The sequence below is a fragment of the Azospirillum picis genome, from assembly GCF_017876115.1.
Lineage (GTDB): Bacteria > Pseudomonadota > Alphaproteobacteria > Azospirillales > Azospirillaceae > Azospirillum > Azospirillum picis.
The window spans coordinates 196,117-218,861 of sequence record NZ_JAGINO010000006.1; the positions used below are offsets into that span (position 1 = coordinate 196,117).

Annotated in this window: 28 protein-coding genes; 8 read left to right on the top strand and 20 right to left on the bottom strand. The window is 69.3% G+C overall.

The genetic code is table 11. From position 1 onward, the window contains the following. Positions 1 to 143 precede the first annotated feature (143 nt). Positions 144 to 1,043, top strand: coding sequence for a phosphoserine phosphatase SerB (gene serB, locus J2850_RS11280; protein ID WP_209981614.1), 900 nt, complete (start codon positions 144 to 146; stop codon positions 1,041 to 1,043). A gap of 180 nt (positions 1,044 to 1,223) precedes the next feature. On the opposite strand, the gene J2850_RS11285 is transcribed toward serB, so the two are convergent. From J2850_RS11285 to J2850_RS11345, 13 genes are all read right to left on the bottom strand, one after another. After that, entirely contained in the window at positions 1,224 to 1,634 is a 411-nt protein-coding gene (locus J2850_RS11285) for a bacteriohemerythrin (protein ID WP_209981616.1), read from the bottom strand. 248 nt (positions 1,635 to 1,882) lie between these two features. Beyond that, positions 1,883 to 2,668, bottom strand: a complete 786-nt coding sequence (gene fabI / locus J2850_RS11290) for an enoyl-ACP reductase FabI (RefSeq protein ID WP_209981624.1) — start codon at positions 2,666 to 2,668, stop codon at positions 1,883 to 1,885. A 262-nt stretch (positions 2,669 to 2,930) separates the two neighbouring features. Beyond that, positions 2,931 to 3,371 carry a YgaP-like transmembrane domain gene (locus J2850_RS11295; protein ID WP_209981626.1) on the bottom strand — a complete coding sequence of 147 codons (441 nt, stop codon included), beginning with the start codon at positions 3,369 to 3,371 and terminating at the stop codon, positions 2,931 to 2,933. A 31-nt stretch (positions 3,372 to 3,402) separates the two neighbouring features. Next, the gene (locus tag J2850_RS11300; RefSeq protein WP_209981627.1) at positions 3,403 to 4,305 is read right to left on the bottom strand and encodes a PRC-barrel domain-containing protein; all 903 of its coding nucleotides are present in this window, start codon (positions 4,303 to 4,305) and stop codon (positions 3,403 to 3,405) included. A gap of 111 nt (positions 4,306 to 4,416) precedes the next feature. After that, the gene (ureG, locus tag J2850_RS11305) at positions 4,417 to 5,061 is read right to left on the bottom strand and encodes an urease accessory protein UreG (protein WP_209981629.1); all 645 of its coding nucleotides are present in this window, start codon (positions 5,059 to 5,061) and stop codon (positions 4,417 to 4,419) included. Beyond that, a complete protein-coding gene (locus J2850_RS11310) occupies positions 5,058 to 5,837 on the bottom strand; it encodes an urease accessory protein UreF (RefSeq protein ID WP_246512985.1) in 780 nt (259 codons plus the stop codon). Before J2850_RS11310 ends, ureG begins: the two co-directional genes overlap by 4 nt. An 88-nt stretch (positions 5,838 to 5,925) precedes the next feature. Further along, on the bottom strand, positions 5,926 to 6,408 hold the full coding sequence (locus tag J2850_RS11315) for an urease accessory protein UreE (protein WP_209981631.1): 483 nt from the start codon (positions 6,406 to 6,408) through the stop codon (positions 5,926 to 5,928). After that, positions 6,408 to 7,250, bottom strand: a complete 843-nt coding sequence (murI, locus tag J2850_RS11320) for a glutamate racemase (RefSeq protein WP_209981633.1) — start codon at positions 7,248 to 7,250, stop codon at positions 6,408 to 6,410. Before murI ends, J2850_RS11315 begins: the two co-directional genes overlap by 1 nt. A 144-nt stretch (positions 7,251 to 7,394) precedes the next feature. Beyond that, positions 7,395 to 9,104, bottom strand: coding sequence for an urease subunit alpha (gene ureC / locus J2850_RS11325; RefSeq protein ID WP_209981635.1), 1,710 nt, complete (start codon positions 9,102 to 9,104; stop codon positions 7,395 to 7,397). A 26-nt stretch (positions 9,105 to 9,130) separates the two neighbouring features. After that, positions 9,131 to 9,436 (bottom strand): urease subunit beta, encoded by a 306-nt coding sequence (locus tag J2850_RS11330; RefSeq protein WP_209981637.1) that lies wholly within the window; start codon positions 9,434 to 9,436, stop codon positions 9,131 to 9,133. A gap of 13 nt (positions 9,437 to 9,449) precedes the next feature. Next, the gene (locus tag J2850_RS11335) at positions 9,450 to 9,752 is read right to left on the bottom strand and encodes an urease subunit gamma (protein ID WP_209981639.1); all 303 of its coding nucleotides are present in this window, start codon (positions 9,750 to 9,752) and stop codon (positions 9,450 to 9,452) included. Positions 9,753 to 9,894: 142 nt separating this feature from the next. Next, a complete protein-coding gene (locus J2850_RS11340; RefSeq protein ID WP_209981640.1) occupies positions 9,895 to 10,770 on the bottom strand; it encodes an urease accessory protein UreD in 876 nt (291 codons plus the stop codon). A gap of 83 nt (positions 10,771 to 10,853) precedes the next feature. Further along, the gene (locus J2850_RS11345; RefSeq protein ID WP_307354365.1) at positions 10,854 to 11,504 is read right to left on the bottom strand and encodes a LuxR C-terminal-related transcriptional regulator; all 651 of its coding nucleotides are present in this window, start codon (positions 11,502 to 11,504) and stop codon (positions 10,854 to 10,856) included. A 448-nt stretch (positions 11,505 to 11,952) separates the two neighbouring features. Here J2850_RS11345 and J2850_RS11350 point away from each other — a divergent pair, with 448 nt between their 5' ends. Beyond that, positions 11,953 to 12,618: a LuxR C-terminal-related transcriptional regulator gene (locus J2850_RS11350; RefSeq protein ID WP_209981644.1), complete on the top strand. Its 666-nt coding sequence runs from the start codon at positions 11,953 to 11,955 to the stop codon at positions 12,616 to 12,618. Between the two features lie 156 nt (positions 12,619 to 12,774). On the opposite strand, the gene J2850_RS11355 is transcribed toward J2850_RS11350, so the two are convergent. Next, entirely contained in the window at positions 12,775 to 13,347 is a 573-nt protein-coding gene (locus J2850_RS11355) for a type 1 glutamine amidotransferase domain-containing protein (RefSeq protein ID WP_209981646.1), read from the bottom strand. Positions 13,348 to 13,482: 135 nt separating this feature from the next. On the opposite strand from J2850_RS11355, the gene J2850_RS11360 reads away from it, so the two are divergent. Further along, entirely contained in the window at positions 13,483 to 13,839 is a 357-nt protein-coding gene (locus J2850_RS11360; RefSeq protein ID WP_209981648.1) for a hypothetical protein, read from the top strand. Between the two features lie 87 nt (positions 13,840 to 13,926). On the opposite strand, the gene J2850_RS11365 is transcribed toward J2850_RS11360, so the two are convergent. From J2850_RS11365 to dcd, 3 genes are all read right to left on the bottom strand, one after another. After that, entirely contained in the window at positions 13,927 to 14,445 is a 519-nt protein-coding gene (locus J2850_RS11365) for a DUF2948 family protein (protein WP_209981650.1), read from the bottom strand. A 79-nt stretch (positions 14,446 to 14,524) separates the two neighbouring features. Continuing rightward, on the bottom strand, positions 14,525 to 15,817 hold the full coding sequence (murA, locus tag J2850_RS11370) for a UDP-N-acetylglucosamine 1-carboxyvinyltransferase (protein WP_209981652.1): 1,293 nt from the start codon (positions 15,815 to 15,817) through the stop codon (positions 14,525 to 14,527). A gap of 46 nt (positions 15,818 to 15,863) precedes the next feature. Further along, positions 15,864 to 16,418, bottom strand: coding sequence for a dCTP deaminase (gene dcd / locus J2850_RS11375; RefSeq protein WP_209981654.1), 555 nt, complete (start codon positions 16,416 to 16,418; stop codon positions 15,864 to 15,866). A gap of 162 nt (positions 16,419 to 16,580) precedes the next feature. On the opposite strand from dcd, the gene J2850_RS11380 reads away from it, so the two are divergent. Continuing rightward, positions 16,581 to 17,012 carry a GNAT family N-acetyltransferase gene (locus J2850_RS11380; RefSeq protein WP_209981656.1) on the top strand — a complete coding sequence of 144 codons (432 nt, stop codon included), beginning with the start codon at positions 16,581 to 16,583 and terminating at the stop codon, positions 17,010 to 17,012. Between the two features lie 9 nt (positions 17,013 to 17,021). Here the strand turns inward: J2850_RS11380 and J2850_RS11385 are convergent, their stop codons facing one another. Beyond that, on the bottom strand, positions 17,022 to 17,168 hold the full coding sequence (locus J2850_RS11385) for a hypothetical protein (protein ID WP_209981657.1): 147 nt from the start codon (positions 17,166 to 17,168) through the stop codon (positions 17,022 to 17,024). A gap of 22 nt (positions 17,169 to 17,190) precedes the next feature. Beyond that, positions 17,191 to 17,529, bottom strand: a complete 339-nt coding sequence (locus J2850_RS11390) for a hypothetical protein (RefSeq protein ID WP_209981659.1) — start codon at positions 17,527 to 17,529, stop codon at positions 17,191 to 17,193. Between the two features lie 168 nt (positions 17,530 to 17,697). Here J2850_RS11390 and J2850_RS11395 point away from each other — a divergent pair, with 168 nt between their 5' ends. The 3 genes from J2850_RS11395 to J2850_RS11405 are packed head-to-tail and all read left to right on the top strand — an operon-like array spanning position 17,698 to position 20,567. Then, positions 17,698 to 18,681, top strand: coding sequence for an SDR family NAD(P)-dependent oxidoreductase (locus J2850_RS11395; protein ID WP_209981660.1), 984 nt, complete (start codon positions 17,698 to 17,700; stop codon positions 18,679 to 18,681). Between the two features lie 21 nt (positions 18,682 to 18,702). Continuing rightward, positions 18,703 to 19,707, top strand: a complete 1,005-nt coding sequence (locus J2850_RS11400; RefSeq protein ID WP_209981662.1) for an MraY family glycosyltransferase — start codon at positions 18,703 to 18,705, stop codon at positions 19,705 to 19,707. Positions 19,708 to 19,730: 23 nt separating this feature from the next. Further along, on the top strand, positions 19,731 to 20,567 hold the full coding sequence (locus J2850_RS11405) for a glycosyltransferase family 2 protein (protein WP_209981664.1): 837 nt from the start codon (positions 19,731 to 19,733) through the stop codon (positions 20,565 to 20,567). Here J2850_RS11405 and J2850_RS11410 read toward each other — a convergent pair. Next, on the bottom strand, positions 20,529 to 21,578 hold the full coding sequence (locus J2850_RS11410) for a glycosyltransferase family 2 protein (protein WP_209981666.1): 1,050 nt from the start codon (positions 21,576 to 21,578) through the stop codon (positions 20,529 to 20,531). The genes J2850_RS11405 and J2850_RS11410 overlap by 39 nt on opposite strands. A 173-nt stretch (positions 21,579 to 21,751) precedes the next feature. On the opposite strand from J2850_RS11410, the gene J2850_RS11415 reads away from it, so the two are divergent. Continuing rightward, the gene (locus J2850_RS11415; protein WP_209981668.1) at positions 21,752 to 22,726 is read left to right on the top strand and encodes a UDP-glucose 4-epimerase family protein; all 975 of its coding nucleotides are present in this window, start codon (positions 21,752 to 21,754) and stop codon (positions 22,724 to 22,726) included. The last annotated feature ends 19 nt before the right edge of the window (positions 22,727 to 22,745 follow it).

Sequence of the window (22,745 nt, forward strand, 5' to 3'; positions counted from 1 at the left end):
TTCCATGCCCCTTCCATGGGGCCGGCGCCGCGCCAATGCAACAGCGATCGCACCACCGACGCCGAAGCTTCGTTGGACCCTGCTCCCCGCCTGTGGTAGGCAGCGCGCGAGAGGCCCCCTTTTTTGTCCGGGATACCCTGCCGATGAACGCCGTCGCCACGCTGATCGCCCCCCGCACCGCCATCCTTGAAGAGACCGCCGTCCAGACCGCCAGAGCGGCGCTGACCGCGCTGGGAGCGGATGCCGGGATGCCGGACTGGCTGGCGCCGGGAACGGCCTGCGACCTGCCCTTCGGCAACCTCGCGCCGGAACAGGCGGAAGCCGCCATCCGCCATGCGCTGGGCGGGGCCGGCGCCCCGCTCGACATCATCGCCCAGCCGGCGGCGACACGGCGCAAGCGGCTTCTGGTCGCCGACATGGAATCGACCATCATCGAGCAGGAGATGCTGGACGAACTGGGCGACTACGTCGGGCTGAAGGACCACATCGCGGCCATCACCGCCCGCGCCATGAACGGCGAAATCGACTTCAAGGAGGCGGTGCGCGAGCGGGTCGCCCTGCTGAAGGGGTTGAAGGAGTCGGTGATCGACGAGGTCTGGCAGCGGGCGACGCTGATGCCGGGCGCCGCCCAACTGGTCGGCACCATGCGGGCCAACGGAACCGTCTGCGTGCTGGTGTCCGGCGGCTTCCGCTGCTTCACCGGCCGGGTGCGGACCTGGATCGGCTTCGACGACGACCGCGGCAACGACCTGGAGGTCGCGGACGGCGAGATGACGGGCAAGGTGGTCGAGCCGATCCTGGACAAGGACAGCAAGCTTCAGGCGCTGCTGGCCTATGCCGGCGAGCACCGGGTGCCGATGGCCGAAACCATGGCGGTCGGCGATGGCGCCAACGACCTGCCGATGCTGCTGGCCGCCGGCCTGGGGGTCGCCTTCCATGCCAAGGCCGTGGTGGCCGCCGAGGCCCGCGCCCGGATCGACCATGGCGACCTGACCGCCCTGCTCTTCGCCCAGGGCTACCGCGCGACGGAGTTCACCGGCTGAACGGCTGGTTGCATGGCCGGCTGACGGGGCGGGAAAACCGCCCCCCTCGCGGCTGCGGGACCTGAAGTGCGATCGTTTCAAGCGGTATCGCTTGGAACCTGGATCACATGGAAGAGCAAAAGCCTGGAGTCTGTGTGGCGCCTCAATGAGCGCCAAGCAGACTCCAGGGAAGGACGCCCGTCATGCCCAGATGCCGCGGACATAGGGCGTCAGTTGCGTGTCCATCAGGATGATGTGACGGACCAGCCAGTCGGCCGTGAACTTGTAGAGCCGCTCCGCGTTCTCCTGCGTCGGCTCGTTCGAAAAGCGGGCGGACAGCTCGCCGACCTTCTGCTCCGCCGCGCGGTGCATGGCGACATGCTCCTCGAACTTCGGATAATGCACCATCTGCATGATCCGTTCCTCGCGGGCGAAATGCTCCCTCGTGTATTCCAGGAGCTTGATCAGGATCCTCGCGACGCGCGCCGGCTGGAACCGCGGCGCCGAAAGCGCCGCATCCAGCTCGTTCAGGTACTCGATCAGATGCTTGTGGTCGTCATCGATCGATGGCTGACCGACGCTCAATTGCCGTCGCCATATTATGGCGCCCATGACCTTGCGGCCTCCTCCCCTGTCGCGGCATGCCGCCGGGGAAGGATTATGGCCGGGGTCGCCGTCCGGCCAGAACGGGCGACGGAGTCACACGGCAATTTGACGCACCCCGGCGACCCGGTGCCAAGCGCGAAAAGGGGCGGACGCGCTGCCGCGTCCGCCCCGTCCGTCCGACAGCCGGACCGCCGCCGGCCAGATGGCGCCTGTCAGATGGCGCCTGTCAGCCGGCGCCCGTCAGCCGGCGCCCGTCAGCCGACGATCGAGTAGCCGCAGTCGACGTAGGTGGTGTCGCCGGTGATGCCCTTGGCACCGTCCGTGGCGAGGAAGGCGGTGGTGTAGCCGACCTCCTCGATGGTCACCAGGCGGCCTTCGGGCGCGCGCTCGGCCGCCTTGTTCATGAGTTCGTCGAAATGGGCGATGCCCGACGCCGCACGGGTCTTGATCGGGCCGGGGGAAATGGCATGGACGCGGATGCCCTTCGGCCCCAGCTCTGCTGCCAGATAGCGCACGCTGGCTTCCAGCGCCGCCTTGACCGGCCCCATGACGCCGTAGTTGTCGATGACCCGGTTGGCCCCGAAGTAGGACATGGTGAACAGCGAGCCGCCGTCCTTCATCAGCGGCTCGGCATAGCGGGCCATGCGGATGAAGGAGTGGCAGGACACGTCCATCGCCTGCTGGAACCCTTCGCGCGAGCAGTCGACGACGCGGCCGTGCAGGTCCTCCTTCGGAGCGAAGGCGATGCTGTGAAGGGCGAAGTCCAGCTTGCCCCACTTGTCGGCGATCTTGTCGAACAGCGCCTTCATCTGGCCTTCACCGGTGACGTCCACCGGTTCGAAGATCTCGGCCTCGAGCTGTTGGGCGAGCGGCTCGACGAACTTCTTGGCCTTGTCGTTCAGGTAGCTGACGGCAAGGTCGGCACCGAGAGCGCGGAAGGCGCGGGCACATCCCCAGGCGATCGACTGGTCGTTGGCGATGCCAAGGACGAGCCCCTTCTTGCCTTCGAGCGTGGCGGCGGCGGGAATGATCGTGGTCATGGCGGACGATCCTGCGGTCGGTTGAACGGTGCGGGGCGGCTGCATCGGCGACCGGCCCTTGTGCAGTGCACCATAAACCAGACCTTGCAGCGGCGCAACGAAAACAGGGCGCAATTCACCTGCGCGAATCAATCAAAGCGCAACATTGATGGCAGCAGCCCCAATAAAAGCCGAAATCTTCCCTGCATCCGCACTTCATTGATCCATGTCAAAACGGCCTCCCGGAGCTGGTCCGGAAGGCCGTTTCTTGATGACATTTCCGTTATCGTGTCACGCCCGGCGTGAAGGAGGGCGGGTCGCTGGCCGGGAAGGATTCTTGAGACGCCTCGTCGACGACCTCCTTCTCCTCGGCGGACTCGAAGATGTCACCGGGATGGCGGGAATAGGCGTGCCGGCCCGCATCGTGGTCCCCGCCCGACCGGCCCGTCCCGTCGCGGTGGGACCAGTCGGCCAGCATCGACTTGCCCGGGCAGTAGCCGGTCAGGCCGCGGGCCACCAGGGCGCCGCCGGCCAACGCCAGCGCGGCGCCGGTCCAGTCGCCCCGCCGCATGCCGAGCACCGCCAGCAGCAGTCCGCCGCCGAGCGAAGCCAGCCGTTCGTTGTGGCCGACGTTGATGGTGTAGCCCCCGGTAGGGCCTGCGATGCGGTCGTTCATCCCGCGCAGGTGGCGCTGCGCGGAATCGGTGAGGGACGAGAGTGCCATTTCGGTGCTCCTGGCTCGGATGGTTCGTGCGTCACTGCTGGGAAACCGGCGGCTGTGGGCTACCGTTCCCCGAGGCCGCGCCGGAACCTGTCGCGGTCCCCGAAGCGGACCCGGCCGCGCCGTCGCCCTGCCCCTGGGCCGGAGCGCCGCTCGAGCCGGCGGCGCCGCGCGCCTGTTCAAGCTCCCGGTTCAGCCGCGCCACCTCCTGCGACAGCCGCTGCACCTCCTGGCGCAGGGGTGCCGCCGCGGTGTCGCCGCCGCCCGCCGTCGTGCCGGCAATGGCGGCGAGGGTCGCGGAGTCCCGCATCCAGTAGGGCGGCACGCCGTAGTAGGTGTGCACCGCCATCGCCCACTGGCGGTCGTTCATGTTCGGGCGGTTCTTGTCGTCGAAGCGCGGGGCGTTGGTGAGCTTGTCCTTCGGGACATTCAGGACATAGCCGTCGCCCGACGCAGAGAACAGTGCCCACGGCACCGCGAAGTCGGCTTCGCCGATCCCGAGGAAGCCGCCCAGTTCGACCACCGCGTAGGCGACGCGGCCGGTGCCCGGATCGATGACCAGTTCGGAAATGCTGCCGAGATCCTTGCCGTCCGGGCTGCGCAGCTTGGCGTCCTCAAGGTCGTCGGCCGCCATCGCGCGCGGATGGGCAATGGACTCCTGCAGGGCCGCCGCTTCGCCCAGGATCGCCTGGCAGGCGGGGGCATTGCCCTTCTGGGCCGCGGATTGGGCGGCCTGCTGCAGGGCGCGAAGCTGCGCGGTCTCCTGCGGCGTGACCGGGGCAGGACTGTTGGGGCCGGCGGCCTCGAGAGCGGCCGCCTGCTGTCCCAGCCGGTCGAGGCCGGCCGTGCAGTCGTCGGCCGCCAATGCCGGCGCGGCGACGGACAGGGGTCCCAGCGCGGCCAGCAGCAGGGCCGTGCCAAGGGTGGGGCGCTTCATCGGGGCATCCTCCGGCTTGGATCGTCTCATGCTGCATGAACAGCACGGTCAAGCCGGAGGTTCCCGCGCCGGCCCCCTGCCGGCTCCCCGCGGTCGCCGGAACGGGGACGGTCAGCCCGGCAGGGGAAGGCCGCCGCGCTGCACGATGAAGGACTGGATGGCGTCCAGCCCCTCGCCCGCCTTGACGTTTGTGAAGACGAAGGGACGGTCGCCGCGCATCTTGCGGGCGTCGCGGTCCATCACCTCCAGGCTGGCGCCGACCATCGGGGCGAGGTCCGTCTTGTTGATCACCAGCAGGTCGGACCGCGTGATGCCCGGGCCGCCCTTGCGCGGGATCTTGTCGCCGGCCGAAACGTCGATGACGTAGATGGTGATGTCCGCCAGTTCCGGCGAGAAGGTGGCTGCCAGGTTGTCGCCGCCGGATTCGATGAAGATCAGGTCGAGGTTGGGGAACTTCGCGTTCATCTCGTCGACGGCGGCGAGGTTGATCGACGCGTCCTCGCGGATCGCCGTGTGCGGGCAGCCGCCGGTCTCCACCCCCATGATCCGTTCCGGCTTCAGCGCGCCGGAGCGGGTGAGGAACTCGGCATCCTCCTTGGTGTAGATGTCGTTGGTGATCGCCGCGACCTCCCAATCGTCGCGCATGCGCTTGCACAGCGCGTCGGTCAGGGCGGTCTTGCCGGAGCCGACCGGGCCGCCGATGCCGACGCGCAAGGGACCGGCGTGGCTCTTTTCGATAGCGGGAAGAGCGCTCATGAGCGGAACAGCCTCGTATATTGGGTTTCGTGGATCATCGAGGTCCAATCGACGGCCATCGCCCGGCCGCCGAGGTCGTCCAGCGGTGCCGCCAGCGCCGCCAGGGCCGCCCGGTGGGTAATTGGATCGAGCGCCGCCAGCGCCCGCTGCCCGTCGGTCTGGCCGAGCGGGACCAGCCGCACGCCGGCGGAGACGAGGTTCGCGGCGAAAGCATGCAGGTAGGCGGTCAGCGCCGGGCCTTCCGCCACCCCGCTCAGCGCCGCGGCCAGCGCCACCGCCACCGGATAGGCCACCGGACGGCCGGCGGCGGCGATGACCGCATCCCAGCGCGACAGCCCGTCCAGGGGCCAGGCGGCACGGATCGCCAGGAGGAAGGCCTGGCCCTGGGCGCGCGATTCGAGCGCGGTTTCCGAGGAAGCCCGCAGGACGTCCGCGCGCTCGACCGCCCAGGCGAAGGCGGTCTCCTCGCCGGTGCGCACGGCCCGGTGGGCCGCCGCGAACAGCATCCCGTCGGTCCGCCCGGCACCGTGGCGCAGGATGCCGTCGAGCCATGCGGTCAGCGTGGCGCGGTCGCGCACCAAGCCCTGTTCCACCGCCGCCTCGATGCCGTGGCTGTAGGAGAAGCCGCCGACCGGAAAGCTGGGGGAGAGCCAGGCGAGCAGCCGCGTCAGGGCATGGGTGGAGACGCTATCTTGTCCCCTCTCCCCCCCGGGGAGAGGGTTGGGGCGAGGGGGATGCGCGTCGAGGATTTCATCGGCTGCGCCGAACCCCCTCATCCCAACCTTCTCCCCGCCTATCGGCAAGACTACGTTTTGCCTGTCGGCGGCGTCAGCATTGCTGACGCCGGGGGGGAGAGGGGGCTTTTCAGTGCGAGTGCCCATGCCCGCCGCCATGCGAATGCCCGCCATAGGCACCACCCTCCGGCATGAAGGGGGCCATCACGTCGCGCACCTCGGCGCCCAGCCCGCGCAGCATGTCCTCGATCACGTGGTCGCGGCGCAGGCGGATGGTGTCCCCGGCGATCTGCACCGGCAGATGGCGGTTGCCGAGATGCCAGGCGACACGGGCGAACGCCTCGACCGGTCCGGGAACGCGGACCTCCATCAACTCCTCCGGCGCCGCGACGACGCGCAGGAAGACGCCGCCGTCCACTTCCAGCCCGTCGCCGTCGTCCAGCGCCACCGCCCGCGGCAGGTCGAGCAGGAAGGCGCCGCCGGCATCGTCGGTCATCGCCATGCGCCGGCGGAAGCGGTCGTCGAAGGCCAGCGTCACGGTACCGGCCTGCCGCTCCGCCGGCCAGTGGCCGCGGGCATGGACTCGGGTGGCGCGGCGGGTCGTTTCGGTCATCAGCTCAGCCGTTCGAAGGGGGTCGGATGGCCGAAGAAGCGGCCGGCCAAGTCGCTGACCAGCGCCGCGTCCCCGGTGGTGAAGAAGCGCAGGCCCGGGTCGCCCGCAGCGGGCCGGTATTCGGGATGGCGCTCCAGATACTGATCGAGCGAGCGCGCGGTCAGGGCGGGCTGGCACAGCACCTCCACGCCGGCCGGCAGGGCGCGGGCGAACAGGTGCGAGACCAGCGGGTAATGGGTGCAGCCGAGCACCACGGCATCCAGCGGCTGGCGGCCCAGCTTGTCCAGCAGCAGGCGGACATAGGCGACGACCGCCGGCTCGATCTCCGCGTCGGGCGCGCCGCGCTCGATCAGCGGCACCAGGTCCGGGCAGGCCTGCTGCACCACCCGCACCGAGGGAGCGCGCTTGCCGATCTCCCGCGGGAAGGAGCCGGAGTTGACCGTCGCCGCGGTGGCGAAGATGCCGACGGTGCGCGGTTCGGCCAGATGGTCGGGCGGCACGGTGTCGATCATCCAGGGGACGCGGGTGATCGCCTCCACCATCGGCACCAGGACCCCCAGCACGTTGCGGCCGGGATGGGCCGACGGCAGCCATTCCTGCTGCAGGCGCCTCAGCGCCACGGCGGCGGCGGTGTTGCAGGCGATGACGATCAGCCGGCAGCCCTGGTCGAACAGCCGGTCCATCCCGGCGATCGTCAGCCGGTAGATGTCGTCCTCGCTGCGCGGGCCGTAGGGTGCCGCGGCATGGTCGCCGAGATAGACGAAGGGCCGGTCGGGAGCCGCGTCCACCAGGGCGCGCAGCACCGTCAACCCGCCATGTCCTGAATCGAATACACCGATCACGAATAGACCCTGCCTAAGACTCCTTCTCCCCCCTGGGGAGAAGGTTGGGATGAGGGGGTTCGGCGCAGCCGAAGAGATCCTCGAAGCGCGTCCCCCTCACCCTACCCCTCTCCCCGGGGGGGAGAGGGAATTAAAAACTGCGCCTCAGAACAGGAAGTAGCGCTGCGCCATCGGCAGGACGTCGGCCGGCTCGCAGGTCAGCAGTTGCCCGTCGGCCCGCACCTCGTAGGTCTCGGGATCGACCTCGATGTGCGGGGTGGCGTCGTTGTGGATCATCTGCTTCTTGCCGACGGTGCGGGTGCCCTGGACGGCGATCAGTTCGCGGTGCAGGCCGAGCTGGCGGCCGACCTCCAGCTCCATCGCCTTGGCGCTGACGAAGGTGACGCTGCTGGCCTGCATCGCCCGGCCGTAGCTGCCGAACATCGGGCGGTAGTGGACCGGCTGCGGCGTCGGGATCGACGCGTTGGGATCGCCCATCAGCGACGCGGCGATGGTGCCGCATTTCAGCACCATGTCGGGCTTCACCCCGAAGAAGGCCGGCGACCACACCACGAGGTCGGCCAGCTTGCCGACCTCGACCGAGCCGACGACATGGCCGATGCCGTGCGACAGCGCCGGGTTGATGGTGTATTTGGCGATGTAGCGCTTGACCCGGACATTGTCGTTGTCGCCGCTCTCCTGGGCCAAGCGGCCGCGCTGGACCTTCATCTTGTGGGCGGTCTGCCAGGTGCGGATGATCACCTCGCCGACCCGCCCCATCGCCTGGCTGTCCGACGAGATCATCGAGAAGACGCCGAGGTCGTGCAGGATGTCCTCGGCCGCGATGGTCTCGCGGCGGATGCGGCTCTCGGCGAAGGCGACGTCCTCGGGGATGCGCGGGCTGAGGTGGTGGCACACCATCAGCATGTCGAGATGCTCGTCCACCGTGTTGATGGTGAAGGGCCGCGTCGGGTTGGTAGAGCTGGGCAGCACGTTGGCGAGGCCCGCCACCCGGATGATGTCCGGGGCATGGCCGCCGCCCGCCCCTTCGGTGTGGAAGGTGTGGATGGTGCGGCCCTTGAAGGCCGCGATGGTGTCCTCGACGAAGCCGGATTCGTTCAGCGTGTCGGTGTGGATCGCCACCTGGACGTCGAGCTGGTCGGCGACCGTCAGGCAGGTGTCGATGGCGTCCGGCGTGGTACCCCAGTCCTCGTGCAGCTTCAGCCCGCAGGCACCGGCGGCGATCTGCTCGATCAGCGCGTCGGGACGGCTGCTGTTGCCCTTGCCGAAGAAGCCGAGGTTGATCGGCAGCCCCTCGGCGGCCTGGAGCATCCGCTCCATGTGCCAGGGGCCGGGGGTGCAGGTGGTGGCCGAGGTGCCGGCGGCCGGGCCGGTGCCGCCGCCGAGCATGGTGGTGAGGCCGCTGTTCAGCGCCTCGTCCACCTGCTGCGGGCAGATGAAGTGGATGTGGGCGTCGATGCCGCCGGCGGTGACGATCTTGCCCTCGCCGGCGATCACCTCGGTGCCCGGACCGATGATGATGTCGACGCCGGGCTGGACGTCGGGGTTGCCCGCCTTGCCGATCGCGGCGATCCGCCCGCCGGTGATGCCGATGTCGGCCTTGACGATGCCCCAGTGGTCGATGATCAGCGCGTTGGTGATGACGGTGTCGACCGCCCCCTGGTGGCGCGAGCGCTGGGACTGCCCCATGCCGTCGCGGATCACCTTGCCGCCGCCGAACTTGACCTCCTCGCCGTAGACGGTGTGGTCGCGCTCGACCTCGACGATGAGGTCGGTGTCGGCCAGCCGGACCCGGTCGCCGGTGGTCGGGCCGTAGAGGGCCGCGTATTCGGCCCGGTCGATGCGGTGCGCCATGTTCTTCGCCCTTCCCTGTCGGCCCGTCAGAGGGCGCCGTTGACCATGCGGTTGAAGCCGATCACCACCCGGTCGCCGCCATAGGCGACCAGCCTGACGCTGCGGGTCTGGCCGGGTTCGAAGCGCACCGCCGTGCCGGCGGGGATGTCGAGCCGGAAGCCGCGCGCCTGTTCGCGGTCGAAGGCGAGGGCGGAATTGGTCTCGTGGAAATGGAAGTGCGAGCCGACCTGGATCGGGCGGTCGCCGGCGTTCGCGACGTCGATCTCCACGGTGGCGCGGCCGTCGTTCAGCACGATCTCGCCGGCCGCGGGAAGGATTTCACCGGGTTTCATGGAGGCACTCCCCTCAACGGATCGGCTGGTGGACGGTGACGAGCTTGGTGCCGTCGGGGAAGGTGGCCTCGACCTGGATGTCGTGGATCATCTCCGGCACGCCGTCCATCACCTGCTCGCGGGTCAGCACGGTGGCGCCGTCGCGCATCAGTTCGGCCACCGTCCGTCCGTCGCGGGCGCCTTCGACCACGAAATCGGTGATGAGGGCGACCGCCTCCGGATGGTTGAGCTTCACGCCGCGCTCCAGCCGACGCCGCGCCACCACCGCCGCCATGGCGATCAGCAGCTTGTCCTTCTCGCGCCCTGTCAGGTTCATCGGGGGATTGCCCTTTCGCCGCCCTGTTCGTCCCCGGCGCTGCCGCCGGTCGGTTGGCGGCGATTATGCCACGATGATGCGGTGCGCCAAGTGCGTCGTATGACGTAGCCGCTTGAAAAGCTTGGCCCTCACGCCGCCCAAGTCATACCTCCCACAGGCGCGGCAGCCGCGTCGGCAGGCCGGCAGCCTCGGCGCGCAGGCCGGACCAGATCGCCGCATAGGCGCGGCGCACGGCGCGGGCGTCGCCGCCCAGGATGCGGACGACCAGCAAGCCCTCGAAGGCGGTGGCACCGACGCGGGCGCCCTCCACCCGCTCGGCCAGGGCACGCACCGCCTCCAGATGCCGGCCGGCACCGGCGGCCGCATGCAGCAGCGTGGCGCAGGCGCCCGCCCCACCGAAGCCGGCGGGATGGGCGAGCGCCTCCGCGATGTCGTCCTCAAGATGCAGGGCGTCCGCCCAGATCAGCCGGCCGTCGCGCGCGACCTCCCAGGCATCGCGGATCAGGCCGCGGGTCACGGTCTCGCCGAAGGCGGCGCGGCCGAACACCAGCATCTCGCCGGCGACCGCCCGGCCGTCGCCCGACAGGTCGAGCTTCGTCAGCCGGCGCAGTCGGGCTCCTTCGAAGACGATCGCCTCCTGCGGCATCCACTCCAGCCAAGCGCCGTCCTCGACCGACACCGCGGTGTCGATGCGGCAGTCCTCGCCGGTGGAGCGGTAGACCTTCTCGGCCGCCTGGGTGGTCACCAGGGCCTTCGCCCCCGGTCCCGCCGACAGCGCGATGTCCATGCGGTCGCCCCCGACCATGCCGCCCGACGTGGTCGCGAGCACGGCGACCGGGAGGTCGCCGCGGCGCGGTGCCGGCATCAGGACCCGCAGCGGATCATGGTGATAGAGCGTCGCCAGCCGGGTCTCGCCATGGCGGTGCTCGAACCGCACCGTCGCGGCCCCATGGACGGCGACCTTCTTCTCTTCGCGTCCCGCATTCCCCGGCCTGCCGGCCGCCAGCGTCTGAACCAACCCCGCGCTCCCCCTGTCCGCGCCCGCTGCATCCGCGGGGCAGTCTGCCGGAAGCGGGGCCGTTCACGCAACGGCGCCGCCGGTCAGCCTTCGCCGGAAAAACAGCCGTGGCGGGCCGCGACCACGGCGACCTGGGTGCGGTTGCGCACGCCGAGCTTCTGCATGATGGCCCGGACATGCACCTTCACGGTCCCTTCGAGCACGCCCAGGCCACGGGCGATCTCCTTGTTGGAATGGCCGGCCAGCAGAAGCTCGAAGACGTCGCGCTGGCGATCGGTCAGCCGGTCGAGGATGTCGTCGTGGCTGCGCGCAGCCTCCGCCAGGGCACCGTTCAGCACCGCCCGCGGCAGCGGCAGGAAGATGTCGCCGCTGAGCGCCAGGGAGATCGCGTGCTCGAGCACTTCCGGCGGGCTCGTCTTCAGCACATAGCCGCGTGCACCCATGCGGACGCTGTCGACGATGTCGGCCACCTCGTCGGAATTGGTCAGGATCAGCACCGGCACGTCGCCCAGCGCGTCCTTCAGCCGGCGCAAGCCGTCGTGCGCACTGTTCACCCCGGCCTCCTCGGGCCGCGGCGGTCCGGGATCGTACAACACCAGGGCCAGTTCGGGAGTGGTGCGGCCGACGGCGAGCGCCTCGTCCAGCGACCCGGCCTCCAGCACGCGCGCGTCGGGGCAGATTTCGCCGATGGACAGAGCGAAGCCGTGGCGCACCATCGGCTGCTCGTCGACCACCAGAAAAATCCGCGTGGCATTGCCCGCGCTACGCGAACTGCCGCGCGCTTGAAGCTCGAACTCCATCGTGTCCCCTTATCCTCAGCGGACCGCTTTCCAGAAGGGCCAAGAACACCAAAAAACCCCAAACCGAAAGCGGTTCATTCGCGCCGTCCTATGGCGTCTCTACCTCGAAATATCGAACGATCCACGGTTCGATCAATTTCCAATGAAATGCCGTCTACTGCCTGTGACTTTCCTGTTCTCAGCTTGCGCCATTGGTTAATGAACCGTATAAATCATTCCTACATGAAGCGTAAAGCCCGCTGTTCCGAACAACTTTGATCGAATTTTCCCTGTTCGGACTCTGTACGGGCCGGCCGGCTTGGACCGGCACTTTCATGTGAGGAACCGGATAGGGGCGGACCCGCCGCCGCCCGGTGCCGGGTAGCCTTGCGGAGGACAATCGATGAAGACATGGAACGTGATGCTGGTGGACCATGACCGCCTGTTCTCGGCGGCCCTTGCGACGCTGATCGGCGGTGGCCCTTTCCGGGTCAGTGCACATGCGGCCAGCGCCGACGACGCACTCGACGTCATTGCCGAGGGCAGCGAGCCGGACCTGATCGTCCTGGCGTTGCAGGACGGCATGCCGGAAGAGATCGCCGGAATACGCCGGCTGCGCGAAGGAACCTCGGCGCGGATCGCCGTGCTCGCCGACACCATCGCCGACCGCAGCTTGTCACAGTCGCTGAAGGCCGGGGCGGACGCCTACCTGAACAAGAGCATGTCGAGCGAAAGCCTGCTGCGGTCGCTCCGCCTGGTGATGCTGGGAGAGGTGGTGTATCCGACCCATGTCGCCGGCCTGCTGATGTCTGCGGTGAACGAGCGCCCGCACAGCCCGGCCCCGATCGCCGTGCCGCCAAGCAGCGACCTGTCGAAGCGCGAAGTGCAGATCCTGCGCTGCCTGCTGGCCGGACAGTCGAACAAGGCCATCGCGCGCAACCTGCACATCACGGAATCCACCGTGAAGATGCATTTCAAGAACGTGATGCGGAAGATCAACGCCCAGAACCGCACCCAGGCGGCCGTGTGGGCGATCCAGAACGGCCTCTCGCCGCTGGTGACGGCGTAACACGCCGGGTCTGGCCGGCGCCCGCCGAACGGCACGAGCGCCCTTCTCCCCCGCGGACGGCACGGTTCCGCCGCCATCCGGCACATTCTCCCTCGGCGCCGGGCCATGCGGCGGTGCCCTTGCGGTGCACCGCCTGCACCGCCCGTTCCCGGTCGCCTATTCCGCCGCGTGGCGGTGGCCGGTGTGACGGCCTTCGCAGAACTCCTCGATCATCTTGCGGCAGAAGGCCGGGATGTCATCCGGCTTGCGCGACGTGACGAGGCCGTGGTCGGTGACCACCTGCTCGTCCACCCAGGTCGCACCCGCGTTGCGCAGGTCGGTCTGGAGGGATGGCCAGGAGGTCATGCGCTTGCCGCGCACCCCGCCGGCGTCGATCAACGTCCAGGGGCCATGGCAGATCGCGGCGATCGGCCGGGCCGACGTGACGAAGCTCTTCACGAACTCGATCGCCTTCGGCTCCAGGCGCAGCGCATCGGGGTTGATCACGCCGCCCGGAAGCAGCAGCGCGTCGTAGCGCCCGGCATCGGTCTGGTCGAGCGTCACGTCCACGGCAACCTTGTCGCCACGGTCATGGTGGTTCCAGCCCTGGATCTCGCCACCTTTCGGCGCGACCACATGCACGGTGGCGCCCGCATCGCGCAGGGCCTTCACCGGCTCCGTCAGTTCGACCTGCTCGAACCCGTCGGTGGCAAGAACGGCCACGGTCTTGCCGGTCAGCTTCTGGGCCATGGAGAGGGTCTCCTTCGCGGTTGGTTTCCACCCCTGGCAACCGGATTAACCCTGGATGGTTCCTCGGGAACTCATCATCAATTCCCATGTTGATTGTGACATACGAGACACACATCAGCGATGGGAGCCCGAATCATGCGGTTCCAGACCATGCTGGCCGGCCTTGCGCTGGCCGCCACCCTGCCCTTTGCCATCCACGAGTCGGCGCTGGCCGCCGATCCGACGACCGATGACGACTTGGTCGGCATCGAAGTGACCGGCGTGCACGGAGAGGAACTGGGCCAGATCGTTTCGGTCGCCCCGGCCGAGCGGGGCAGCGACGCCACCGTGCTGGTCGAGGCCAGCGGGATGCTGGACGTCGGCCACCGCTTCTTCACCGTCCACCGCTCGCAACTGGCGCCGGGCGAGGATGTCGACACGGTGACCTACAAGAAGACCGCGAAGGACGTCATCCGCGCGATCCGCAACGACTCGCAGGTGGCCGAGCGCTGACGCGCCCGGCCCGCCCAGACTCGCGTCAGCCCTGCCTGTTCGGCCGAGGCTGACCAGGCCGGGCGCGGCGGATGGGCCGGGGCGGCATCAAACGCCGCGGCGATCCTGGGGATGGTCCTGGGGATGGTCCGGGGAAGGCTCCGGCGCGGTGTCGTCGGGGTGGCACGGCCGGCAACCGGTCGGCCAGGGTTCGCCCAAATCCTCCACCATCACCCGCAGCGCCGTCCCCTCCAGCAGGACCCCGCCACCGCCGGCGAAGTTCAGGGTGATCCTGCCGCCTTCCGCCATTTCGATCGACAGCAGTTCAAGCAACTGGCCGCGGTTCTTGATGTCGAACCCGCGCAGCTTGGCTGCGGTCACGCCCTCGACCCGGACGCCGCAATGGACCCGCTCATAGGGAGCCAGATCATCGTCATCGGCGGTGGGGCCGGGACGTGGCTGATCGGCCGCTTCCCAGCGGAAGCGGTTGACCACCATGACGAACCGCTTGTCCGCGGGCTGGAAGCACATGTCGCCGACCGGCAGGATGGCATCCTGCAGGCAGGCGGAGACCACCTTCAGGTCCTCGGCATCCTCCGCGCGCAGGCGGATGGGGGTCATGGTCATGGCACCTCCGGTCATGGCACCTCTCAGACGGGCGGAGGGTGGGTTTCCGCCGGCCGGTCCTGGCCTATTCCTTGCCGCCTTATTCCTCACCGCCATGGATGCGCTCGATGTCGGCGCCGCAGGCGGCAAGCTTATCCTCCACCCGCTCGTAACCGCGGTCGAGATGATAGACGCGGTTGACCGTCGTCTCCCCCTCAGCCGCGAGCCCGGCGAGCACCAGCGACACCGAAGCGCGCAGGTCCGTCGCCATAACAGGCGCACCGGTCAGCCGTTCCACGCCGCGCACCAGGGCCGAGGACCCGTGGACGGTGATCCGCGCGCCCATCCGCATCAGCTCGGGCGCGTGCATGAAACGGTTCTCGAAGATCGTCTCGGTGATCATCGCGGCTCCGTTCGCCGTGCACATCAGGGCCATCATCTGGGCCTGGAGGTCGGTGGGGAAGCCGGGGAACGGCTCGGTCATCACGTCGACGCCGTGCAGTTCGCCATTGGCGCGCGACACGCGGATCCCGTTGTCGATCTCCTCGAAGGCGACACCGGCCGGGGCCAGCGCCTTGACCGCCGCCTTGATCAGGTCGAGCCGGGTGTTGAGGATGTCGAGACGGCCGCCGGTGATGGCCGCCGCCATGGCGTAGGTGCCGGTCTCGATGCGGTCGGCGACCACCATGTGCCGGGCGCCGTGCAGGCGGTCGACACCCTCGATCACCAGCCGGTCGGTCCCGATGCCGGCGATCTTCGCCCCCATCTTGACCAAGCATTCGGCGAGGTCGGTCACCTCCGGCTCGCGCGCGGCGTTCACCAGGATGGTGGTGCCGCGGGCCAGCGTCGCCGCCATCAGGAGGTTCTCGGTGGCGCCCACCGACACCTTCGGGAAGACGATCTCTCCGCCCCTCAGCCCGCCGGCCGGCGCCTTGGCGACGATGTAGCCGCCCTCCAGGCGGATGTCGGCGCCCATCGCCTCCAGGCCCTTGATGTGCAGGTCGACCGGCCGGGCGCCGATGGCGCAGCCGCCGGGCAGCGACACCTTGGCCTCGCCGCAGCGCGCCAGCAGCGGCCCCAGCACCAGCACGCTGGCGCGCATCTTGCGCACCAGGTCGTAGGGCGCCGTGGTGTTGGTGACGTCGCGGGCGGTGAACTCCACGGCGCGGCCGGCGCAGTCGCCGCCGGCGCCGGCCATGTGGATGGCGACGCCATGCTGGAGCAGCAGGTTGCACAGCGTGTTGATGTCCGCCAGGATCGGCAGGTTGGTCAGCGTCAGCGACTCGTCGGTGAGAAGCGACGCCGTCATCAGCGGCAGTGCGGCGTTCTTGGCGCCACCGACGGTGATGGAGCCGTTCAGCGGGCGGCCGCCGCGGATGCGGATCTTGTCCATGAAACCTGAGCTTTCGCGGATACGCTGTGAATGAGGAAGGCGGCGGTCAGAGCCGCGGCAGGGTGACGCCCCGCTGGCCCATGTATTTGCCCGACTTGTCGGCGTAGGAGACCTCGCAGACGCTGTCGCCCTTCAGGAACAGGAACTGGCAGAGGCCCTCGTTGGCATAGACCTTGGCGGGCAGCGGCGTCGTATTGGAGATCTCCAGCGTGACGTGGCCTTCCCACTCCGGCTCCAGCGGGGTGACGTTCACGATCAGGCCGCAGCGCGCATAGGTGCTCTTGCCGAGGCAGATCACCAGCACGTCGCGGGGGATGCGGAAATACTCCACGGTGCGCGCCAGCGCGAAGCTGTTGGGCGGGATGATGCAGACGTCGGTCTTGCGGTCGACGAAGCTGCCGCCGTCGAAGCGCTTCGGGTCGACGAGGGCGTTGTCGACGTTGGTGAAGATCTTGAACTCGTCGGCGACCCGGGCGTCGTAGCCGTAGGACGACACGCCGTAGGAGATCACGCCTTCGCGCTTCTGGGTTTCGACGAAGGGCTCGATCATGCCCTTGGTCTCGGCCATCTCGCGGATCCAGCTATCCGGCATGATGCCCATCGCGGGGGTACTCCTTGGCGTAACGATTGGATGGAGGGTCTTGAGGCTGGTTTGTAGCCGAGCGCGCGGCAAGGCTCAAGGAATCGACGCCCGCCCCCGGCGCATGGACGGTTCTTTATCACGGCACTGGTCACGCCCGCCGCCGCGGTTAGGCTGGCCGGCATGAGCGACGATGCCATTCTGTCCGTGACGGACACCCCCGCCCCCGCCGACCTGGCCGGAATCCATGACGGCCTGCGCGCCTACAACGAGGCGTCGCTCGGCCGTGCCTACGACCGCCGCGATCTGGTGGCGAGCGCCCGCGCGCCGGACGGCAGGCTGAAGGGCGGGCTGGTCGGCTACACCAACTGGGAGTGGCTGTATGTCGACCTGCTGTGGGTCGACGACTCCGCCCGCGGCAGCGGGCTCGGCGGACGGCTGCTGGCGGCGGCGGAAGCCGAGGCGCGGACACGCGGCTGCCGCTGGTCGCGACTCTACACCTACGACTTCCAGGCACCGGCCTTCTACCCGAAGCAGGGGTACGAGGTGTGGGCCGAGATGGACGGCTACCCGCCGGGCCATCGCCAGATCTGGTTCAGGAAGTCGCTGGGGTAAGGCGCCGCCCTACCCCTCTTCCCGCTCCCGCTGCCGGGCCTGCTCCTTGCGCTTGCGCAGGTTCTCGCGCAGTCGGGCGGCGAGGCGTTCGTCACGCCTGCCCGCCGGCTTCACCGGGGCCGGCGGGGTCTTCCCGGTGTCGACGGTGTCGTCCATCGACGCGTCTCCGCCTGCGGCCTCAGTGGTCGGAATGATGCAGGATCTGGTCGCGCAAGCCGGTCTCGTAGCCGACGCCCTCGGCCGTCAGGATCGCGGCGCCGGGGGTGCGCTTGACGATGCCCTTGCGCTCCAGGATGACCCAGACCGCCTCGTTCTGCAGGCCGGTGGCGTCCTTGGACGCGACGACGGCATGGCCGAGATGGAAATGGTTGCCGTGGGCATGCGGCAGGGCGGTGATCTGGAAAGCGCCCTCCTCGCCCTCCGCCGGCTTGTTCTCCAGCCGGGCGAGCTCCTGCAGCAGGGTCAGGGTGCGCAGTTGCAGCGGGTTCAGGTTCAGCGGGTTCTTCTTGGGGGCCATCGGGATGGGTCCATCGGTCCTGGTGTATCGCGGTCGCGCAGTAGACCGGTAGGGCCGAGCCCCTGTCAAGCGCGCGCAACCGGGCGCCACGGCGCGTGGAAGGAGGCTGGCGCGATGGTCGGGGCTGGGGCATAAGTCCGGCGGAACGGAGCAGAGGGGCTCGACAGCATGACAATCCTCGTCACCGGCGCCGCCGGCTTCATCGGGTCGCACGTCGCGGCGGCGCTGCTCGACCGGGGCGAGGCCGTGCTCGGGCTCGACAACCTCAACGACTACTATGCGGTGGCGTTGAAGGAGGCCCGGCTCGCCAGGCTGCAAGGCCGGTCCGGCTTCCGCTTCGTCAAGGCGGACATCTCCGACCGCGCGGCGATCGAGGGGCTGTGGCCGCAAGTCGCGGACGTCACCGGGGTCGTCCATCTGGCCGCCCAGCCGGGCGTGCGCTATTCCATCGAGAATCCCTACGCCTATGTCGACGCCAACGTGACCGGCCAGGTCACGCTGCTGGAGGCGGCGCGCCGCATGCCGGCGCTGCGGCATTTCGTCTATGCCTCGACCTCGTCGGTCTACGGCGCCAACCGCAAGATGCCCTTCTCCGTCGAGGATCGGGTGGACAGCCCGGTGTCGGTGTATGCCGCCACGAAGAAGGCGGCGGAGATGCTGGCCTTCACCTACAGCCACCTCTACCAGCTTCCGATGACCGGCCTGCGCTTCTTCACCGTCTACGGTCCGTGGAGCCGTCCGGACATGGCGACCTGGCTGTTCGCCGACGCCATCACGGCCGGGCGGCCGATCCGCGTCTTCAACGGCGGGAAGATGAAGCGCGATTTCACCTACATCGACGACATCACCGCCGGCGTCCTGGCTGCGCTCGACCGTCCCGCCCCCCGGGATGCCGAAACCGGGGCCCCGCACCGCATCTTCAACCTCGGCAACAACCGCTGCGAGGACCTGATGCATTTCATCGCCGTGCTGGAGCGGGCGATGGGGCGCGAGGCGGTCAAGGTGATGGAGCCGATGCAGGCCGGGGACGTGCCGGAAACCGCCGCCGACATCGACCTGAGCCGGCAACTGCTCGGCTTCGAGCCGAAGACCCCGATCGAGGTCGGGCTTCCCCGCTTCGTCGAGTGGTACAAGGGCTACCACAAGGTCTGACCATCCGGGGCCTGCGCCATCATGAGCATCACCGCCTACTCGTCCGCCCTGGCCGGCGTCTTCCTGCTGTGCCTCGCCGCCGGCTGGTACCTGTCCACCCGCGTGCTGCGCTGGCTGCTGGCCAGCCGGATCCTCGACATCCCCAACGAGCGGTCGAGCCATCAGGCCCCCACCCCACGCGGCGGCGGCTGGGCGGTCATGCTGACGGTGGTGCCGGTCTTCGCCGCCGCCGGCCTCGCCTTCGGCAAGCCGCTGGAAACCGCGGTGGTGCTGCTGGGCACGCTGGCGCTGATGGCGGTGTCCTGGATCGACGACCGCCGCCCGCTGTCGCCGCTGCTGCGCCTGGTGGTGCAGGCGATGGCGGTGGTGCTGGGCCTGCTGGCGCTGCCGACGGACGAGCTGGTGTGGCAGGGTTGGCTGCCCTGGGGGCTGGACCGCGCCGCGACCGCCTTCCTGTGGCTGTGGTTCGTCAACCTCTACAATTTCATGGACGGGATCGACGGGCTGGCCGGCAGCGAGACGATCCTGATCGGCGGCGGCGTGGCGCTGGTGTCGCTCGCCATGGGCGATTTCGGGCTGACCGGCGTCGCCGGGGCGGCGCTCGCCGGGGCGGCGGCGGGCTTCCTCACCCACAACTGGCGCCCCGCCCGCATGTTCATGGGCGATGTCGGCAGCATCCCGCTCGGCCACATCCTGGCCTTCCTGCTGGCGACGCTGGCGGCGCATGGCGACTGGGCGGCGGCGCTGATCCTGCCCGCCTATTACCTGACCGACGCCACCATCACCCTGCTGCGGCGCCTGCTGCGCGGAGAGAAGATCTGGCAGGCCCACCGCGAGCATTTCTACCAGAAGGCCGCCAAGGGCGTCGGCCGGCATGACCGCGTGGTGCTGACCATCATCGGCTACAGCCTGCTGCTGCTGGCGGCCGCGCTGGCCGCCGGCAGCTTCGGCGCCTGGACGCTGCTGCCGGGAATCGTCACGGTCGCCCTGCTGCTGGCGACCCTGAAGCGCATGGCCAAGGCGTAGGGCATAGGGGCAAAAGCGCAAGAATGTCAGGTTTCCTCGACCTGTCGGTCGTCCTCTACCATCCCGATCCCGACCTGCTCGCCCGCTCGCTCGACAGCATCGGCGCCGCGGCGGGCCGGCTTGCCGCCGGGGCCGGCGTGCGCACCCGGCTGTGGATCATCGACAATGGCGCCCCGCCGGGCAGCGACGCGGCCTCAAACCCGTTCCGGCCGCTGTTCGACCGCTATGCGCAGGAGAACCGGCCGCCGGTGACGCTGCTGGCCGGCCACGGCAACCTCGGCTACGGCGCCGGCCACAATCTGGCGATCCGGCGGGGCGATGCGCCCTACCACCTGATCCTCAACTACGACATCCTGCTGGAACCGGAGGCGCTGCTGGCCGCCTGGCGCTACATGGAGGCGCATCCCGCCACGGTGCTGCTGACGCCCAAGGTGTTCGGGCCGTCCGGCGACCAGGAGTTCCTGTGCAAGCGGCGGCCGACCGTGCTGGACCTCGGGCTGCGCGCCTTCGCGCCCGCCACGGTCCGGCGGATGTTCGCGCGGCGGCTCGACCGCTATGAGATGCGCGACGTCACCCGCGACGCCGTCGTCACCGGGCTGGAGCAGGTCAGCGGCGCCTTCATGTTCTTCCGGCGCGACGCGCTGGTCCGGCTGGGCGGCTTCGACGACGGCTATTTCCTCTATTTCGAGGATTTCGACCTGTCCCGCCGGGCGGGGACGCTCGGCGACGTCGCCTATGTGCCGGAGGTGCGCATGGTGCATTTCGGCGGCAAGGCGGCCCGCAAGGGCGGCGCCCACATCCGCATGTTCGCCCGTTCCGCCCTACGCTTTTTCAACACGCACGGCTGGCGCCTGCTCTGATCGGCGGGAGCGGTCCGGTGACGGACGGCCCCGCGTCTTCAGCAGCAGCGGGTTCCAGGCGATCATCCGCGCCACCTGCGCCAGCGATGCCCGGCGGTCGCGCTGGATGGCGCGCCGCTTGGCGATCATGCGCGGCAGGCCGCGCAGCGCGTCGCGGATGCCGCGGCCGATCGCCCCGGTGCGGTCGCTGCCCAGGCTGCGGATCGCCAGATAGGCCACCAGCAGCGAATGGCCGGCGAAGGCCAGCGGCAGCAGCGGCAGCGGCATGTTCTTGACCATGGTCCAGATCAGGTTCCGCACCCCGTGATACTGGGCGAAGGTGCCGTACTGCTTGGACACGCCGCTGCTGACATGCTCCACGACCGCGTCGCCGACCTGCACCGCCGGGCCACCGCGCAGGCGGATGCGGAAACCGAGGTCGACATCCTCGCAATAGCAGAAGTAGTCCTCGTCGAAGCCGCTCACCGCCTCGTACTGGTCGCGCCGGTACATGGCGGCCGCGGCGCAGGGCGAGAAGACGTCCCCACTGTAGTAGGGCGGCTTCAGCACCCGGCGGTAATTGACCCGCCAGGCGAAGCCGAAGATGGAATACTGGTCGCCCTCCCCGTCCACCATGCGGGGATCATGGGAGAAGAGCTGGGTCGAGCCGAACATCGCGACGTCGGGTTGCGCGCGGGCCGCGGCCTGCAGGCGCTCCATCCAGTCGCGGCGCGGGAAGGCGTCGGGATTCAGCGTGACGATCCAGGGGACGCGGGCACCGGCCGCGCCGATGTTGTTGGCGGCGGCGAAACCGACGTTGCGGTCCAGCCGGATCATCCGGAAACGCGGATCGTCGGGCAGCATGATGCCGTCGACATCCTTGGAGGCGTTGTCGACGATCACCACCTCGAAGGCCGGATCGGTCTGGTCGAGCAGGCAGCCAATGACGCGGTTGACGAAGTCGGCGCAATTAAAGCTGACGATGATGATGCGGCTGTGCCGATCATCTGTATCGTCGATAGAATGTGACATGTCCCGGTAGCGTCCTTGTTCACGCGTCCCTCTACCGCTTATAGCCATTCCCACCCTTGATCGAAAGCCGGAAAACGGACCTTGGACTTTGCGCCATGGCGCCGCCTGGCCAAACAGGATAGTAAAGGGGCGGTCTGCCACAGAGACGCCTCCAGCCCGGACGATCCCGCACCATGCATGTCCTTCTGACCGGCGCCACCGGCTTCGTCGGACGCCACACCGCCCCGGTCCTGGCCGCACGCGGACACCGCGTGCGCGCCGCCGTCCGCACCTCCGCCGGCGATCGCCGGAACGGGCCGTGGGAGGAGGTCGCCGCGGTGGGCGACATCGGCCCCGCCACCGACTGGCGCGCGGCGCTGGAGGGGATCGACACCGTGATCCACATGGCGGCGCGCGTCCATGTCATGCGCGACCGCGCCACCGACCCGCTGGCGGCCTTCCGCCACGTCAACACCGCCGGCACGCTGCGGCTGGCCGAGCAGGCCGCCGCCGCCGGCGTGAAGCGGCTGGTCTTCCTCAGCAGCGTCAAGGCGATGGTGGACGAAAGCCGGCCGGCGCCGCTGGACGAGGCGACGCCGGCCGACCCCCATACGCCCTACGGCGTCTCCAAGCTGGAGGCGGAGCGCGGGCTTGCCGACATCGCCGGCCGCACCGGCATGGAGGTGGTGGTGATCCGCCCGCCGCTGGTCTACGGACCGGGCGCCGCCGGCAACATGCGCGCCCTGCTGAAGCTGGTGGCGACCGGGCTGCCGCTGCCGCTGGGCGGCATCCACAACCGCCGCAGCCTCATCTATGTCGGCAACCTCGCCGACGCCGTCCTCACCGCCCTGGAGCACCCCGACGCCGCCGGACGGACCTTCCTGGTCCAGGACGGCGAACCGGTGTCGACGGCGGAGCTGGTTCGGGCCATCGCCCGGGCGCTCGGCCGTCCCGCCCGCCTGCTGCCGGTGCCGCGCGGGCTGATGGCGCTGGCGGCCACGGTGACCGGGACGCGGCCGGTGTTCGACCGGCTGGCCGGAACGCTGACGGTGGACGACCGGCCGATCCGCCAGAGGCTGGGTTGGCGCCCGCCCCATGATCTTGCGTCCGGGTTGCGCGCCACGGCGGAATGGTTCAATTCTTCACGCGGCCGAGCCCCGCTGCCCTGAGGCACGGGCGGTCGAACGA

Bases quoted from the DNA above. Each gene is read 5' to 3' on its own strand.
- serB (WP_209981614.1), top strand. From the start codon at position 144: ATGAACGCCGTCGCCACGCTGATCGCCCCCCGCACCGCCATCCTTGAA.
- J2850_RS11285 (WP_209981616.1), bottom strand. From the start codon at position 1,634: ATGGGCGCCATAATATGGCGACGGCAATTGAGCGTCGGTCAGCCATCG.
- fabI (WP_209981624.1), bottom strand. From the start codon at position 2,668: ATGACCACGATCATTCCCGCCGCCGCCACGCTCGAAGGCAAGAAGGGG.
- J2850_RS11295 (WP_209981626.1), bottom strand. From the start codon at position 3,371: ATGGCACTCTCGTCCCTCACCGATTCCGCGCAGCGCCACCTGCGCGGG.
- J2850_RS11300 (WP_209981627.1), bottom strand. From the start codon at position 4,305: ATGAAGCGCCCCACCCTTGGCACGGCCCTGCTGCTGGCCGCGCTGGGA.
- ureG (WP_209981629.1), bottom strand. From the start codon at position 5,061: ATGAGCGCTCTTCCCGCTATCGAAAAGAGCCACGCCGGTCCCTTGCGC.
- J2850_RS11310 (WP_246512985.1), bottom strand. From the start codon at position 5,837: ATGAGGGGGTTCGGCGCAGCCGATGAAATCCTCGACGCGCATCCCCCT.
- J2850_RS11315 (WP_209981631.1), bottom strand. From the start codon at position 6,408: ATGACCGAAACGACCCGCCGCGCCACCCGAGTCCATGCCCGCGGCCAC.
- ureC (WP_209981635.1), bottom strand. From the start codon at position 9,104: ATGGCGCACCGCATCGACCGGGCCGAATACGCGGCCCTCTACGGCCCG.
- J2850_RS11330 (WP_209981637.1), bottom strand. From the start codon at position 9,436: ATGAAACCCGGTGAAATCCTTCCCGCGGCCGGCGAGATCGTGCTGAAC.
- J2850_RS11335 (WP_209981639.1), bottom strand. From the start codon at position 9,752: ATGAACCTGACAGGGCGCGAGAAGGACAAGCTGCTGATCGCCATGGCG.
- J2850_RS11350 (WP_209981644.1), top strand. From the start codon at position 11,953: ATGAAGACATGGAACGTGATGCTGGTGGACCATGACCGCCTGTTCTCG.
- J2850_RS11355 (WP_209981646.1), bottom strand. From the start codon at position 13,347: ATGGCCCAGAAGCTGACCGGCAAGACCGTGGCCGTTCTTGCCACCGAC.
- J2850_RS11360 (WP_209981648.1), top strand. From the start codon at position 13,483: ATGCGGTTCCAGACCATGCTGGCCGGCCTTGCGCTGGCCGCCACCCTG.
- J2850_RS11365 (WP_209981650.1), bottom strand. From the start codon at position 14,445: ATGACCATGACCCCCATCCGCCTGCGCGCGGAGGATGCCGAGGACCTG.
- murA (WP_209981652.1), bottom strand. From the start codon at position 15,817: ATGGACAAGATCCGCATCCGCGGCGGCCGCCCGCTGAACGGCTCCATC.
- dcd (WP_209981654.1), bottom strand. From the start codon at position 16,418: ATGGGCATCATGCCGGATAGCTGGATCCGCGAGATGGCCGAGACCAAG.
- J2850_RS11380 (WP_209981656.1), top strand. From the start codon at position 16,581: ATGAGCGACGATGCCATTCTGTCCGTGACGGACACCCCCGCCCCCGCC.
- J2850_RS11385 (WP_209981657.1), bottom strand. From the start codon at position 17,168: ATGGACGACACCGTCGACACCGGGAAGACCCCGCCGGCCCCGGTGAAG.
- J2850_RS11390 (WP_209981659.1), bottom strand. From the start codon at position 17,529: ATGGCCCCCAAGAAGAACCCGCTGAACCTGAACCCGCTGCAACTGCGC.
- J2850_RS11395 (WP_209981660.1), top strand. From the start codon at position 17,698: ATGACAATCCTCGTCACCGGCGCCGCCGGCTTCATCGGGTCGCACGTC.
- J2850_RS11400 (WP_209981662.1), top strand. From the start codon at position 18,703: ATGAGCATCACCGCCTACTCGTCCGCCCTGGCCGGCGTCTTCCTGCTG.
- J2850_RS11405 (WP_209981664.1), top strand. From the start codon at position 19,731: ATGTCAGGTTTCCTCGACCTGTCGGTCGTCCTCTACCATCCCGATCCC.
- J2850_RS11410 (WP_209981666.1), bottom strand. From the start codon at position 21,578: ATGTCACATTCTATCGACGATACAGATGATCGGCACAGCCGCATCATC.
- J2850_RS11415 (WP_209981668.1), top strand. From the start codon at position 21,752: ATGCATGTCCTTCTGACCGGCGCCACCGGCTTCGTCGGACGCCACACC.